Below are 13,078 nucleotides of genomic sequence, written 5' to 3' on the forward strand. Positions count from 1 at the left end.
AGCTTACTGCTCGAGAACGATCTGCAATTTGACGTCTGTCGGCCTGGCTTCGACGGCGCGATCGAAGGCCTTGATGGAATCCTCGAAAGTGAAGGTCTCAGAGATCAAGGGCTTGAGATCGACGCGGCCGGAAGCAATCAGCGCGATGGAACGCTCATATTGATGCGCATAGCGGAAGACCGTCTCGATGCGGATCTCCTTGGTCGACGCCGTGGAAACATCGAAGCCGACCGGATTGACCGGCAGGCCGACCGCGACGATGACGCCGCCGGGACGCGGCAGCGCCATGACCGTTTCCCAGGCCTTTGGCGAGCCTGAGCATTCGAAGACGACATCCGCACCCCAGCCATCGGTCAGGCGATCGACTTCCTCGACGAGGTTCTTCTCTCGGATATTGACCGGAATGACACCCTGATACTGCGCGGCGATATCGAGCTTCGGCTGGGCGAGATCAGCGACGATCGCCCGCGCGCAACCACCGGCAAGGGCTGCAACCGCAACCATGATGCCGATCGGGCCGGCACCAAGCACGACAGCAGTGTCGCCCGGCGTGATGCGGGCCTTAGTGGCCGCCTGCATGCCGACGGCAAAGGGCTCGACCATCGCCCCTTCCGCAAAGCTGACATTATCGGGCAGCTTGAAGGTGTAGTTGGCCGGATGCACGACGAATGGGGTCAGCACGCCATGAATCGGTGGCGTCGCCCAGAAGGTGACGGCCGGATCGACATTGTACATGCCGAGACGGCTGGCCTTGGAATTGGCATCGGGAATGCCGGGCTCCATGCAGACCCGGTCACCGACCTTCAGATGCGTCACGCCTGTGCCGACTTCCACCACGATCCCTGCCGCCTCGTGCCCGAGCACCATCGGCTCGTTGACGATGAAGGGGCCGATCTTTCCGTGGGTGTAATAGTGCACATCCGACCCGCAAACGCCGACCGTATGGATCTTGATCTTCACCTCACCCGGCCCGACCTCCTGCGGCAGATCGATATCACGGATCGCCAGTTCATGCTGACGCTCCAAAACCAGGGCACGCATCTTGCTCATTGCCTTTTCCTCTTTTCCAAAGCAGCCGGCGTCCCGCTGACACAGGGACGAAATCCTTGTCCGTTATATCGTGTGGGCCGGCATCATAAAACGATCTTTAGGCCCCGCAGATGAAGTTCGATGGCCCTCTTAAGGTCAATAAACACTCTTCATCTGCAATATATTAGATAATGCTTATTATTTAGCTCGCTATTGCCGATATTGACTGGCGTTCCATTTCTTGCCTTTCTAATAATCAAGGAGAAGGAGGGGCTCATTATGGCAGTATATGATTGGACCGGTCAGCGCGCCCGCCGGATGAAGATGGTGCGCGCCGCAAGCGTGGCAATGCTTCTGATCATCCTGATGGCGATACCCGCGATATTGCTGCACTACAATCTCATCCAATATCCGCACTGAACGCATCGGAAAAAGACATCGCTACGCCGCCTTCCTCGCGCCCTGCTTCGGCTTGCGCGACACGTTATCGCCTGCCTTGCGGTCAAGCGGCAAGCAATCCAGCACGGCGAGTAGCGCGATGATACCGAGCAGCACGAAAGCCAGACGGAACTCGATGGCGACGATGCCCCCTACTCCGAGCGGCGCGCTGATCGCCTGCCCGATGCGGATGCCGATCGCGCCAACAGCGATGCCCATGCCCATCGTCAGCTGAAAGACGGTGCTGAACAGCGTGTTGGCACCCGTCATCTGCCCCGGCGGGATATCGGCAAAAGCGATCGTGTTGAGTGCGGTAAAATGCATCGACCGGCACATGCCGCCGATGAACAGCACCGGCACGATGAACCAGAGAGGCGTGTCGGGCGAAAACAGCGCACAGGCAGCGATGAAAACGGCATTCAGAAGACCATTGACGATCAGCACCGGCTTGAAACCGAAACGTCGCAGAATGGGCGTTGTTGCCGGCTTCATCGCCAGATTGCCGGCAAAAACGGCGAGCGTCAGCATGCCGGCATGGAAGGCGCTGAGCCCGAAGCCGACCTGAAACATCAGCGGCAGCAGAAAGGGCACTGCGCCGATGGCGGTGCGGAACAGCGATCCGCCAGAGATGGTGATGGCGAACGTCGGCAGCTTCAGCCCCGAGAGATCGATGAGCGGATGTTCCGTGCGGAGAAAATGAAAGACGGCGATGGCCAGCAGGACAAAGCCGACGATCACATAGGCCCAGGCTTCCAGCCAGACAGGATCAGGGCGCCCGATCAGTTCCAACCCATACATCAGGCTCGCAAGGCCAATGCCGCTGACGACGAAGCCGATCCAGTCGAAAGGCGGGCGCGCCGTGCTTTTCGTTTCCGGAATGAGCATGAGCGCGAAGATGAATGCCAGAATGCCGAGCGGAAGGTTGAGGAAGAAGATCCAGCGCCAGCTTGCATGGTCGGTGATGAAGCCGCCGAGCGGCGGCCCAAGGATCGGCGCCACCAGCGCCGGCCAGGTGATCGTCGCAATGGCCGAGATCAGCTTGTCCTTCGGCGTATTGTTCAAGACCACAAGACGGCCCACCGGCACCATCATCGCCCCACCAATGCCCTGCAGGATACGCATGGCAACGAAGGAGCCGACGCCATTGGCAAAACCACAGAGGACGGAGGCGAGCGTGAAGATGATAACAGCCGTCGTGAAGACAAGACGCGCGCCGAAACGATCGCTGATCCAGCCGCTGATTGGAATGAAGACGCCGAGGGTCAGAAGATAGGCACTCATGCCGATATTGAGGTCGACTGGGCGCGCACCGAACGAAACGGCCATTTGCGGCAAGGCAGTCGCGATGACCGTACCGTCCAGATTTTCCATGAAGAAGGCACCGGCCACAAGCAATGCGATCAACAGCGAGCGCGAGCCCGCCTCCCGCACCTTCTCCCTTTGCCCAGGTGTGGACATGTCATTCATGGATCAGCAACTCCGAATCCGCCTCGCATCCCGCCTGCATTTAACCGGTTCGATAACGTTTACGATAGCCGAAATTGTCCCATCAATCGATTAAGCGATCACGTTTCGCTTAGCGGCTGGTGCGCAATTTGATCACCGCTGCCGATCCCAATAGGCCCGAGGCGAAACGCAGCAGCATGTTCAAATTGGTGAACAGATCGATCAATTCGGCGCCAGTAGGCATGCATACGCAAGACATGCTAGGGTTTTCGCTGGAAAATGCCGCGGGAAGAACAATGGGATCGATACAACATCAATATGGAACAGCCCCAAACTGGCCGAGATACCAGCAAGAAGCCTCACAAATCGACGTAGGCTGATGATTGTTCTTACGAACGGCGCATCAATAAGGAACGAGAGCCCCGCATAATGAAACATGGCCAGGACGCAATGACCTCTAGGGCTACCCCGGAGTCGAAACTGATCGTAACGCAGTCGCCTTTCGATGCCTTTGTGCGAAAATACGGTACGATCCCGCGGCGCGGCGTCTTCGGCTATTTCGTCCACGAACTCGGCCGCCGCATCGTCGGCGGAGACTATCCGGTCGGCGCGACACTGCCGAACGAGCCGGACCTGGTCGAGCAATTCGGCATCAGCCGCACGGTCATCCGCGAAGCGATGAAGTGCCTTGCCGGCAAGGGATTGGTCGAGATCAAGACCCGCGTCGGCACGCGCGTCAAGGAGCGCTCCAACTGGCATCATCTCGATACGGATGTCATGGTCTGGTACTACGAGACCGGCCCCTCCGTGGAGATCATGCGTTCGATCAAGGACCTGCGCCTGGCGCTCGAGCCGGAGGCAACCGCACGCGCAGCGCTGCGCCGCACCGAGAGCGACATTGCGGCGATCAATTCCGCCTACGAGGAGATGGCGTCCACCATCGGCGACGTCAACAGCAATGCCGATGCCGACCTGCGCTTCCATACGGCGATCTTCGCTGCCACCCACAACATGATCTATTCGCAGCTGATCGATCTGATCGCCGTCGGGATCTACGCCAATCGCACACTTTCCGGCCATGAGGACATAGCCGAGGGCCAAAAACGCTCCCTGCCCCTTCACAAGGCGATCCTCAACGCCATCGTCGCGCAGGATACGGACGCCGCAATCAAGGCATCGCGAAACCTGCTGGAAGCCTGGCTCGCGCGCGACTACGGCTTCTGACAGATCACGCACTGTCCCGGCTACACTGGATTTGCGCTAATGGGTCATCGCCTCCTGTGCATCCGCCTTGGGCGCCGACGATCCGCGACCCGCATCTCGCGTGACCGGGATCAGCCAGATGGTCACGCAGGTCGTCAGGGCGACGATGACGACACCCCAGAAGCTCCAGTGCAATGCCGCATCGAAGACGCTTCTGATCGCGGGATCGGTGCCGAGATCGGAAAGGCCAGTGGGCTGATTGAGGATATCGTGCAGCCTCGTTGCAAGCTCGCCGCTGCCATAATGCGCGATGCCGACATTCATGATCGCGCCGAGCGCGGTTGCGCCAAGCGTGTTGCCGAGGCTGCGCGAGAAGATGATCGAGGCCGTGGCGCTGCCGCGCATCGACCATTCGACGCTTTCCTGCACCAGCACGACGCTCGTAAGGCTGATGAGACCCATGCCAAAGCCCATCAGGAATGAGCCGATGCCGGCGATCACCGGGCTGCTCTCCGGCGTCAGGAACAGCAGGAAGAGCGAGCCGAACGGAAACATGAGACTGCCGGCGCGCAGGGTGTTGCGGATGCCGAAGGTGCGGAAGAACCGGCTCGCCAGCATCACGGCCAGCGGCCAGCCGACGATCAGCATCGTCAGCGTAAAGCCGGCCTCAAGCGGCGAACGACCAAGGACACCCTGAACATAGATCGGCAGAACGGTCGTCAAGCCGATCAGGGCCATGCCGGCAAGCAGGGTGGCGGCGTTGCTGGTCGCGATCAGACGTCTGCTCCATAATGCGATCGAGATGATCGGCTCCGGCGCGCGACGCTCCTGCCACAGGAACAGGATGCCGGTAACGATAAAGACGATCGCCAGCGGACAGAGAACCGCAAAACCTGCATCGGTCTCCGTCAGGATGACGAGCAGCGATACGATCGATATCGAGAACAGGATCGTGCCGAGATAATCGATCTTCGCCTCGCGCGGCGTGATGGACTCGTGCAGAAAGATCATGAACCCGGCGATGGCAAGGACGCCAAGCGGCAGATTGATCCAAAAGATCCAGGCCCAGGAAAGATTGTCGACGATGATGCCGCCGGCAAGCGGGCCGATGACAGCGGAGATCGCCCAGACGCTGGCAAGCGCGCCTTGCACTTTGGCTCGCTCTTCGAGCTTGTAGAGATCGCCGACGACGGTCATCGTGACAGGCTGGATAGCGCCGGCGCCGAGGCCCTGCAGCAGCCTGAAAACGATCAGGGAAGCCATCGACCAGGCGAAGCCGGCGAGCGTCGAGCCGATGAGAAAGATGATGATGCCGCCGATCAGCATGGGTTTGCGGCCGAAAATATCGGAAAGCTTGCCATAGATGACGGTGGTGGTGGATTGCGCCAGCAGAAAGGCGGAAAAGACCCAGCTATAATAGGTGAAGCCGCCGAGCTGGCCGACGATGCGCGGCATGGCGGTCGCGACGATGGTCGCTTCGATGGCGACCATGAAGGTCGCAAGCATGATCGAGACGATGACCAACGGGCGTCTCGAATGATCGACCGTGCTGGACATGGCATTCCTTTCTGACTGCTGCACCCGGGATCGGAAAAATGCACATGCCGCCATAACGGCCATGGTCGAGCGCTTAACTTCTGGGATCAAAGTCTAGGGACGAGACGATTGGAGGGCGAGCGCCGGCTGAATCGTTATGATAAGCTTTGCATATTGATGCAGGTCGATGTCAACTGCTTAAACGCGAACATATTTCACCAAATCACCCAAGGGCGGCGCCTGGACTGCCGCCTTTCACAAAACAGATCGAGCAATCGGTGCGCTCTTCCAATATATTGCGGCGCGGCATAATTAGGTCTGCGACGAAACCAAATATGGTTGCTTTGTTTATTTTCTGAACTTATTCTCCGCAAAACAAGCACGAATCCAGGTGGTACGTCGAATTGCTAACGTCCTCCCAGCAGCAGCTTTTGCGGGTCATCAGCCAATCAGGCCCTTCCAGCCGCACGGTTCTGGCAGCGTCCATGGGGCTGAGCAAGGCTGCGATGAGCGGGATTGCGCGCGATCTGATTTCCCTCGGCGTCTTGCGGGAGACGGAAACGATTTACGGACAGGGCCGCCCGTCGATCCTGCTGGACTTGCATCCGGAAGGCGCCTTCTTCGGTGGAATTTCGCTGCTCGAAGACCCGGCACCGCTGGTGCTCAGCGATTTCAACGGCAATATCGTCGCTCGCCAGACGATGCCGCTGTCGCGTGATCCTGATGTCATTGCCGCGATGATCGCCGACACGCTGCCGAAATTGCTTGCCGAATGCAACGATGCCGGACGAAAGCTTTCCGGCCTCGGCATCGCACTTTCCGGCTTCGTCGATGAAAAGCAGGCGAGCTGTGTCAAATCCACGCTGCTCGGCTGGCAGGACGTGCCGCTTGCCGGTATCATTAGGCAGAAAACCGGCATCGACACGTTTATCGAAAACGACGCCAAGGCGGTCGCCGTCAGCGAAAAGCTGTTCGGCAGCGCGCGCGACGTACAGAACTTCAGCGTCGTTTCCTTCGATGACGGTATCGGCTGTGCCCATTTCGTCGGCGGCAAGCTCTACCGCGGCAATCACGGCGGCGCCGGCGAGATCGCTCATTGCACCATCGAGCCCAATGGCTCGCCCTGCCGCTGCGGCAAGCGCGGCTGCCTCGATACCGTGGCCTCGCTGAAGGCGATCAAGGAAATGGCAAAGTCGGAGGGTCTCGCCTGCCAATCCCTCGATGACCTGGAGACGGAGGCATCACTCGGCAATGCTGCCGCGATCCGCATCCTGCATCGCGCCGGCAGCGCGCTTGGGCTTGCGATTGCGCATCTCATCCAGTTCAACGATCCCGGCCTGATCCTGATCACCCATGTCGAAGGCCGGTTTGATAGCCTCTTCGGCACCGTCATGCGGCAGGCGGTCGAGGCGAACGTATTGCCGCGCTATGCCGGCCAGACGCCGATCCGCACGCAGCGTGTCGATAGCGATGTCTGGGCACGAGGCGCTGCCAGCATTGCCGCCCATAATTTTCTGATTGGTCCCAACCCCTATTGAGGTTCCCATGCGCATCGCCGTCGGAGGCATTCACATCGAATGCAGCACCTACAATCCCGTCCTGAACGAAGAGAAGGATTTTCGCGTCCTGCGCGGCGCGGAGATGACCGCAGCACCCTACTTCGCCTTCCTCAAAGACTATGACGGCGAATTTCTGCCGACCATCCATGCGCGAGCGATCGCCGGCGGTCCAGTCGCCCGCCATACCTACGAGGCGTTCAAGGCCGAGTTTCTGGAAGGCCTGAAGACGCTGCTGCCGCTCGATGGGCTCTATCTCGCCATGCACGGCGCCATGTATGTCGAAGGCATGGAAGATGCCGAAGGCGACTGGATCAGCGCTGCCCGCGCCATCGTCGGCGACGACTGCATGGTTTCTGCCAGCTACGACCTGCATGGCAATGTCACCCAGCGCATCATTGATGCGCTCGACATGTATTCCACCTATCGCACGGCGCCGCATATCGATGTCGAGGAGACCATGCGCCGCGCCGTCAAGATGCTGACGGAAAGCCTGAAGACCGGGGTGAAGCCGATCCTGCTCTGGGCACCGATCCCCGTAGTCTTGCCCGGCGAACGTACCAGCACCGTCGACGAGCCGGCCAAGAGCCTTTACGACATGCTGCCCGGCATCGACGCCATCGACGGCGTCTGGGATGCATCGCTGATGGTCGGCTATGTCTGGGCCGACGAGCCTCGCGCAACTGCTGCCGCCATCATGACCGGCACGGATCGCGCCGCGCTCGAACGCGAGGCGAAACGACTGGCGCAAGCCTACTGGGATGCCCGCGAGGATTTCGTTTTCGGCTGCGAGACCGGCTCGATCGAGGAATGCGTCGAAAGATCCGTTGCAAGCGCGACTGCACCCGTGGTTCTGGCGGAATCCGGAGACAATCCGACGGGCGGCGGCGTCGGTGATCGCGCCGATGTGCTGGCGGAACTGATTGCCAAGGGTGCAGAAGGCGTCATTTTCGCCGGCATAGCCGACAAGACCGCGACGGAAGCCTGCTATACCGCCGGCCTTGGCGCCACCCTTGATCTATCGGTCGGCGCATCGCTCGACACCAAAGGCAGCAAGCCAGTCAAAGGCAACTTCACGGTCAGGCATCTGCTGGATACTACGGAAGCGAGCGACAGGCAGGCCGTCGTCTCCATCGGCGGCATCAACCTCGTCCTGTCGGCCAGGCGCCGCCCCTATCACAACATCGTCGATTTCACCCGCCTCGGCCTCGATCCGCTGAAGGCGAAGATCATCGTCGTCAAATCGGGTTACCTCTCGCCGGAGCTGGCGCCGATCGCCAATCCGAACCTGATGGCGCTGTCCCCCGGTGTCGTCGATCAGTTCGTCGAGCGCCTGCCGCGGCTGCGCAAGACGAAACCGACTTATCCCTTCGACAAGGATTTCGATTTCATGCCCGAGACGATGCTTTCGGCACGCGCCACCGGTCGCTGAACAGCCCGGCAAGGGTTGAGAAACTCGACTTTGATTGTTTCATCATTCCAGAAAGGCGACCAGGTTTCACGGGCCGCCTTTTCGCGCCGCGCACAAACATTGTGCATTGCCGAAGTTGCACAAAAAAGCGCTTGACGAGGCGAGCGAGTTCAACTTCTATTGGACCAATTTCAAATTGGTTCACCTCTCGATATGGCAATCAACAGCCTTCCGGAGAATTCGGTTCATGCCCTGGAAAGGCTCCGTGGGCTTTTGAATTCGGCCGATCTCCCGGCGGACGGAAAGCTGCCGACCGAGCGAGCTCTGTCGGAGACGCTGGGTGTCAGCCGGCGCGCGATCCGGCGGGCGCTTGAGGTGCTGGAAGCGGAAGGCCGCGTCTGGCGACGCCAGGGGTCCGGAACCTATGTCGGCCAGCGCCCGGACGACTGGAGCCAGCATGTCAGCACGCTTGTCGCCGGCACGGATCTCATGGAGGTCATGGAAGTCCGTCTGCGCATCGAGCCGCAGCTGGCCCAGCTCGCCGCCATGCGCGCCAAGCCCGACGACATCGAACGCATGTATGAGCTGGCAAAGAAAATCACCGCCAGCGACGACGCAGACAGCCGTGAGCTTTGGGACGGCGCGCTGCATCGGCTGATCGCGCAAAGCGCCGGCAACCAGTTCTTCTTGACCATTTTCGACGTCATCAACCACGTTCGTCAGGACGAGGCCTGGCAAACCATTCGCGAATTGGCCCGCAGCATCAACAAGACACGCCCTGTGTCCTATGCCCAGCATAGGACGATCATCGACGCGATCGCGGCGCGCAATCCGATGAAGGCGGCCGAGGCCATGCGCGAACATTTACTGATGCTGCAGGAAAGCCTGATCCGCGTCACCTCGCTGGATGCGCGGCAAGTTGAGGAACCGCTGACTGAGGAAGTGGGCTAACCAAAAGTCCCGCCCACGCCAGATCACGACCGGAGAGGAAACCGGTCGAGACTGCAAAGAACGAAAACTATAAACAGGAGAACAGAATGAAGATCGCCAAATTCATGGCATCGCTTGCCGCCGGCGCCCTCATCGCGCTACCGTCCCTAGCCGTCGAACTGAAGATCGGCCTGCAGGACGATGCGGATGCGCTGGATCCCGCACAATCCCGCACCTTCGTCGGCCGCATCGTCTATACCGCGCTCTGCGACAAGCTCGTCGACGTGACGCCGGACCTGCAATTCGTGCCGCAGCTTGCCACATCCTGGAAATGGTCTGCGGACGGCAAGCAGCTCGTCATGGAGCTGCGCCAGGGTGTCAAATTCCAGGATGAGACGCCATTCAACGCTCAAGCTGTCGTCGACAATATCCAGCGCTATCAGACCATGCCGGAGTCACGTCGCAAGAGCGAACTTTCCTCCGTCGCCAAGGTTGACGCCACAGGCGAGTACGAAGTCACCTTCACCTTGAAAGCGCCCGACGTTACGCTGCTTGCGCAGCTTTCCGACCGCTCCGGCATGATGGTCTCACCGACTGCGGCAAAGGCTGCCGGCGCGAAATTCGGCGATCATCCCGTCTGCTCCGGCCCGTTCAAATTCGTCGAGCGCGTGCAGCAGGACCGCATCGTGCTCGAAAAATTCCAGGATTACTGGAACAAGGACAAGATCTTCATCGACAAGGTGACATACTTGCCTATCCCCGACACGACCGTTCGCCTCGCAAACCTGCGCTCCGGCGATCTCGACATGATCGAGCGTGTCGCGGCGTCCGATGCCGGCACGGTCAAGGGCGATCCCAATCTCGTCTATGCCGATGCTGTCGGCACCGGCTGGCTCGGCGTCTACGCCAATGTCGGCAACGGCGCTCGCGCTGACAATCCGATGGGCAAGGACAAGCGCCTGCGTCAGGCCTTTTCGCTGGCGATCGACCGCGAGGCGGCCATGCAGATCGTCTTTGACGGTACCGGGCTTGCCGGCAACCAGCCATTCGCACCCAACAGCCCCTGGTTCGACAAGGATGTTCCGGTGCCCGCCCGCGATGTCGACAAGGCCAAGGCCCTGATCAAGGAGGCGGGCTTCGACCGCATCCCGGTCGAGCTTGCCGTCGCCAACAATCCTGTCTCGATGCAGATGATGCAGATCATCCAGTCGATGGTCGCAGAAGCGGGCTTCGACGTGACGCTGAAGACGACCGAATTCGCGACGCTGCTCGACGCGCAGTCGAGCGGCAACTACCAGCTCAGCCGATCCGACTGGTCCGGCCGCTCCGATCCAGACGGCAACATCCAGCAGTTCGTGACGACGGGCGCCGGCCTCAACGATTCCAAATACAGCAATCCGGAGGTCGACAAGCTGCTGCTTGAAGCGCGCCAGTCGCAGGACAATGCCGTGCGCAAGCAGAAATACGATGCGGCCGAGGCCATCCTCAACCAGGATCTGCCGATCATCTTCCTCGGGCATCAGGCCTGGATCTGGGCCTACAACAAGAAAATCTCCGGCTTCGTGCCTTCTCCGGACGGCATGATCCGCCTTGTTGGCGTAAAGAAGAGCGGCTGAGCTACGAGTGCCGTGCGGGCTCCTTCCCGCATGGCGCTTTCACATTCGACATCGCGGCAAGGAACTGCCCATGTATAGCTATATCGGAAAGAGGCTGCTCGTCGCCATACCGACGCTGCTGATCATTTCGATCTTCGTCTTCTCGCTACAGAAGCTTCTGCCTGGCGATCCGGTGCTCGCCATGGCAGGCGAGGAGCGCGACCCGCAGGTGCTGGAGTTGCTGCGCGAGAAATATCGCCTGAACGACCCGGTCATCTATCAATATGGCTACTGGCTGCAGGGTGTCGCGAAGGGCGATCTCGGCGTTTCGCTGCGCACCAACCAACCGGTGCTGACGCTTGTCGCCGAAAAGCTGCCGGTCACCATCCAGCTCGCCGTCATGTCGATGATCTTCGCCTTCGCCATCGGCATTCCCATGGGCATATTGGCGGCAGTGAAGAAGAATAGCTTCATCGACTTTCTCGCCAATATTGTCGCCCTCTGCGGTCTGTCCGTGCCGAACTTCTGGCTCGGCATCATGCTGATCCTGCTGGTTTCGGTGAAGCTCCATTGGCTGCCGGCCTCGGGATATCAGCCGTTCTTCGAAGATCCCTGGCGTTCGATCCAGACGATGCTGATGCCGTCATTCGTGCTTGGCAATGCGCTGGCTGCAACGTTGATGCGCCATACCCGTTCCTCGATGCTGAGCGTGCTCAGCGCCGACTATATCCGCACCGCCCGTGCCAAGGGCCTGCCGGAAGCAGTCGTGGTGCTGCAGCACAGCTTCCGCAATGCCGTCCTGCCCATCGTGACAGTCAGCGCTCTGCTGTTCGGCGAACTCCTCGCCGGTGCCGTGCTCACCGAGCAGATCTTCACCATTCCCGGCTTCGGCAAGCTGATCGTCGATGCGGTCTTCAACCGGGATTACGCCGTCGTCCAGGGCGTGGTGCTTTGCACGGCGATCGGCTTCATCGCCATGAACCTCATTGCCGACATTCTCTATGTCCTCCTCAATCCGCGCATGAGGGCAGCCCTATGAGCACGATCGTTCAGACGGCCGCGGCGCCCCCCTCCGCCAAACGCGCTCCCAATCGGGCCTGGCGAAAGCTGAAGGCCAACAAGGGGGCACTGGTCGGGCTTGCCATCATTCTGTTCTTTACCGTGCTTGCTGCGCTCGCGCCGCTGCTGCCGATCCCTGATCCGGTCGCGACCAGCTGGTCGGCAATCCGCAAGGCACCGTCGGCCGCCCACTGGCTCGGCACCGACGACCTCGGCCGGGACATTCTTTCCCGCATGATCTGGGGCGCGCGGGCATCGCTGATGGCCGGTATCTTCTCGGTCGCCATCGCGGTCGCGATCGGCGTACCCTTCGGCCTGATCTCCGGCTATTACGGCGGCTGGATCGACCAGATCATCTCACGCATCACCGAAGCCTTTCTGGCGATGCCGTTCCTCATCACCGCCATTGCGCTTGCCGCCTTCCTCGGCCCGAGCCTCACCAACGCGATGATCGCGATCGGGCTTTCGGCAACGCCAGTCTTCGTGCGGCTGACGCGCGGCCAGGTGCTGGCGGTCAAGACGGAGGATTATGTCGAGGGCGCCCGCTCGATCGGTCTGCGCCACTTCAGCATCATCACCCGCTATATCCTGCCGAACGTCTTTGCTCCGATCCTCGTGCAGGCGACGCTCACCATCGCGACCGCCATCATTGCCGAGGCCAGCCTCTCCTTCCTCGGGCTCGGCCAGCAGCCGCCGGCTCCCAGCTGGGGCTCGATGCTCAATGTCGCCAAGAACTATCTCGAACAGGCGCCCTGGATGGCCATGTGGCCGGGTGCCGCCATTTTCCTCGTCGTAATCGGCTTCAATCTCCTCGGCGACGGTCTGCGCGATGCGCTCGACCCGCGCGAAGCATGAATAAACTGAAAAGGATGCCC

The 13,078-nt window shown here is 60.4% G+C and carries 11 protein-coding genes; 8 read left to right on the forward strand and 3 right to left on the reverse strand.

Annotated features, from left to right (window positions below):
* Positions 1-3: 3 nt before the first annotated feature.
* Positions 4-1,050: an NAD(P)-dependent alcohol dehydrogenase gene (locus GA0061103_RS01930; protein ID WP_092706570.1), complete on the reverse strand. Its 1,047-nt coding sequence runs from the start codon at positions 1,048-1,050 to the stop codon at positions 4-6.
* A gap of 258 nt (positions 1,051-1,308) precedes the next feature.
* On the opposite strand from GA0061103_RS01930, the gene GA0061103_RS34940 reads away from it, so the two are divergent.
* Positions 1,309-1,449 (forward strand): hypothetical protein, encoded by a 141-nt coding sequence (locus GA0061103_RS34940; protein WP_162747693.1) that lies wholly within the window; start codon positions 1,309-1,311, stop codon positions 1,447-1,449.
* A gap of 21 nt (positions 1,450-1,470) precedes the next feature.
* Here GA0061103_RS34940 and GA0061103_RS01935 read toward each other — a convergent pair whose 3' ends face one another.
* On the reverse strand, positions 1,471-2,934 hold the full coding sequence (locus tag GA0061103_RS01935; RefSeq protein ID WP_208603470.1) for a DHA2 family efflux MFS transporter permease subunit: 1,464 nt from the start codon (positions 2,932-2,934) through the stop codon (positions 1,471-1,473).
* Between the two features lie 429 nt (positions 2,935-3,363).
* Between GA0061103_RS01935 and GA0061103_RS01940 the strand changes: the two genes are divergently transcribed.
* Positions 3,364-4,137: a FadR/GntR family transcriptional regulator gene (locus GA0061103_RS01940; protein ID WP_245304628.1), complete on the forward strand. Its 774-nt coding sequence runs from the start codon at positions 3,364-3,366 to the stop codon at positions 4,135-4,137.
* A gap of 36 nt (positions 4,138-4,173) precedes the next feature.
* Here the strand turns inward: GA0061103_RS01940 and GA0061103_RS01945 are convergent, their stop codons facing one another.
* Positions 4,174-5,673, reverse strand: a complete 1,500-nt coding sequence (locus tag GA0061103_RS01945; RefSeq protein ID WP_092706574.1) for an MDR family MFS transporter — start codon at positions 5,671-5,673, stop codon at positions 4,174-4,176.
* Positions 5,674-6,056: 383 nt separating this feature from the next.
* Between GA0061103_RS01945 and GA0061103_RS01950 the strand changes: the two genes are divergently transcribed.
* From GA0061103_RS01950 to GA0061103_RS01975, 6 genes are all read left to right on the forward strand, one after another.
* The gene (locus GA0061103_RS01950) at positions 6,057-7,190 is read left to right on the forward strand and encodes an ROK family transcriptional regulator (RefSeq protein ID WP_092706576.1); all 1,134 of its coding nucleotides are present in this window, start codon (positions 6,057-6,059) and stop codon (positions 7,188-7,190) included.
* A 7-nt stretch (positions 7,191-7,197) separates the two neighbouring features.
* Entirely contained in the window at positions 7,198-8,640 is a 1,443-nt protein-coding gene (locus GA0061103_RS01955) for a M81 family metallopeptidase (protein WP_092706578.1), read from the forward strand.
* Between the two features lie 192 nt (positions 8,641-8,832).
* Positions 8,833-9,570, forward strand: a complete 738-nt coding sequence (locus GA0061103_RS01960) for a FadR/GntR family transcriptional regulator (RefSeq protein ID WP_092706580.1) — start codon at positions 8,833-8,835, stop codon at positions 9,568-9,570.
* 86 nt (positions 9,571-9,656) lie between these two features.
* Complete coding sequence (locus GA0061103_RS01965; RefSeq protein ID WP_092706582.1) at positions 9,657-11,165, forward strand: ABC transporter substrate-binding protein; 1,509 nt, start codon at positions 9,657-9,659, stop codon at positions 11,163-11,165.
* A gap of 70 nt (positions 11,166-11,235) precedes the next feature.
* Positions 11,236-12,183 (forward strand): ABC transporter permease, encoded by a 948-nt coding sequence (locus GA0061103_RS01970; protein WP_092706584.1) that lies wholly within the window; start codon positions 11,236-11,238, stop codon positions 12,181-12,183.
* The gene (locus tag GA0061103_RS01975; protein WP_092706586.1) at positions 12,180-13,058 is read left to right on the forward strand and encodes an ABC transporter permease; all 879 of its coding nucleotides are present in this window, start codon (positions 12,180-12,182) and stop codon (positions 13,056-13,058) included. Before GA0061103_RS01970 ends, GA0061103_RS01975 begins: the two co-directional genes overlap by 4 nt.
* Positions 13,059-13,078 lie beyond the last annotated feature (20 nt).

It is taken from the genome of Martinezella multihospitum (assembly GCF_900094585.1).
GTDB lineage: Bacteria > Pseudomonadota > Alphaproteobacteria > Rhizobiales > Rhizobiaceae > Rhizobium > Rhizobium multihospitium.

Bases quoted from the DNA above. Each gene is read 5' to 3' on its own strand.
- GA0061103_RS01930 (WP_092706570.1), bottom strand. From the start codon at position 1,050: ATGAGCAAGATGCGTGCCCTGGTTTTGGAGCGTCAGCATGAACTGGCG.
- GA0061103_RS34940 (WP_162747693.1), top strand. From the start codon at position 1,309: ATGGCAGTATATGATTGGACCGGTCAGCGCGCCCGCCGGATGAAGATG.
- GA0061103_RS01935 (WP_208603470.1), bottom strand. From the start codon at position 2,934: ATGAATGACATGTCCACACCTGGGCAAAGGGAGAAGGTGCGGGAGGCG.
- GA0061103_RS01940 (WP_245304628.1), top strand. From the start codon at position 3,364: ATGACCTCTAGGGCTACCCCGGAGTCGAAACTGATCGTAACGCAGTCG.
- GA0061103_RS01945 (WP_092706574.1), bottom strand. From the start codon at position 5,673: ATGTCCAGCACGGTCGATCATTCGAGACGCCCGTTGGTCATCGTCTCG.
- GA0061103_RS01955 (WP_092706578.1), top strand. From the start codon at position 7,198: ATGCGCATCGCCGTCGGAGGCATTCACATCGAATGCAGCACCTACAAT.
- GA0061103_RS01960 (WP_092706580.1), top strand. From the start codon at position 8,833: ATGGCAATCAACAGCCTTCCGGAGAATTCGGTTCATGCCCTGGAAAGG.
- GA0061103_RS01965 (WP_092706582.1), top strand. From the start codon at position 9,657: ATGAAGATCGCCAAATTCATGGCATCGCTTGCCGCCGGCGCCCTCATC.
- GA0061103_RS01970 (WP_092706584.1), top strand. From the start codon at position 11,236: ATGTATAGCTATATCGGAAAGAGGCTGCTCGTCGCCATACCGACGCTG.
- GA0061103_RS01975 (WP_092706586.1), top strand. From the start codon at position 12,180: ATGAGCACGATCGTTCAGACGGCCGCGGCGCCCCCCTCCGCCAAACGC.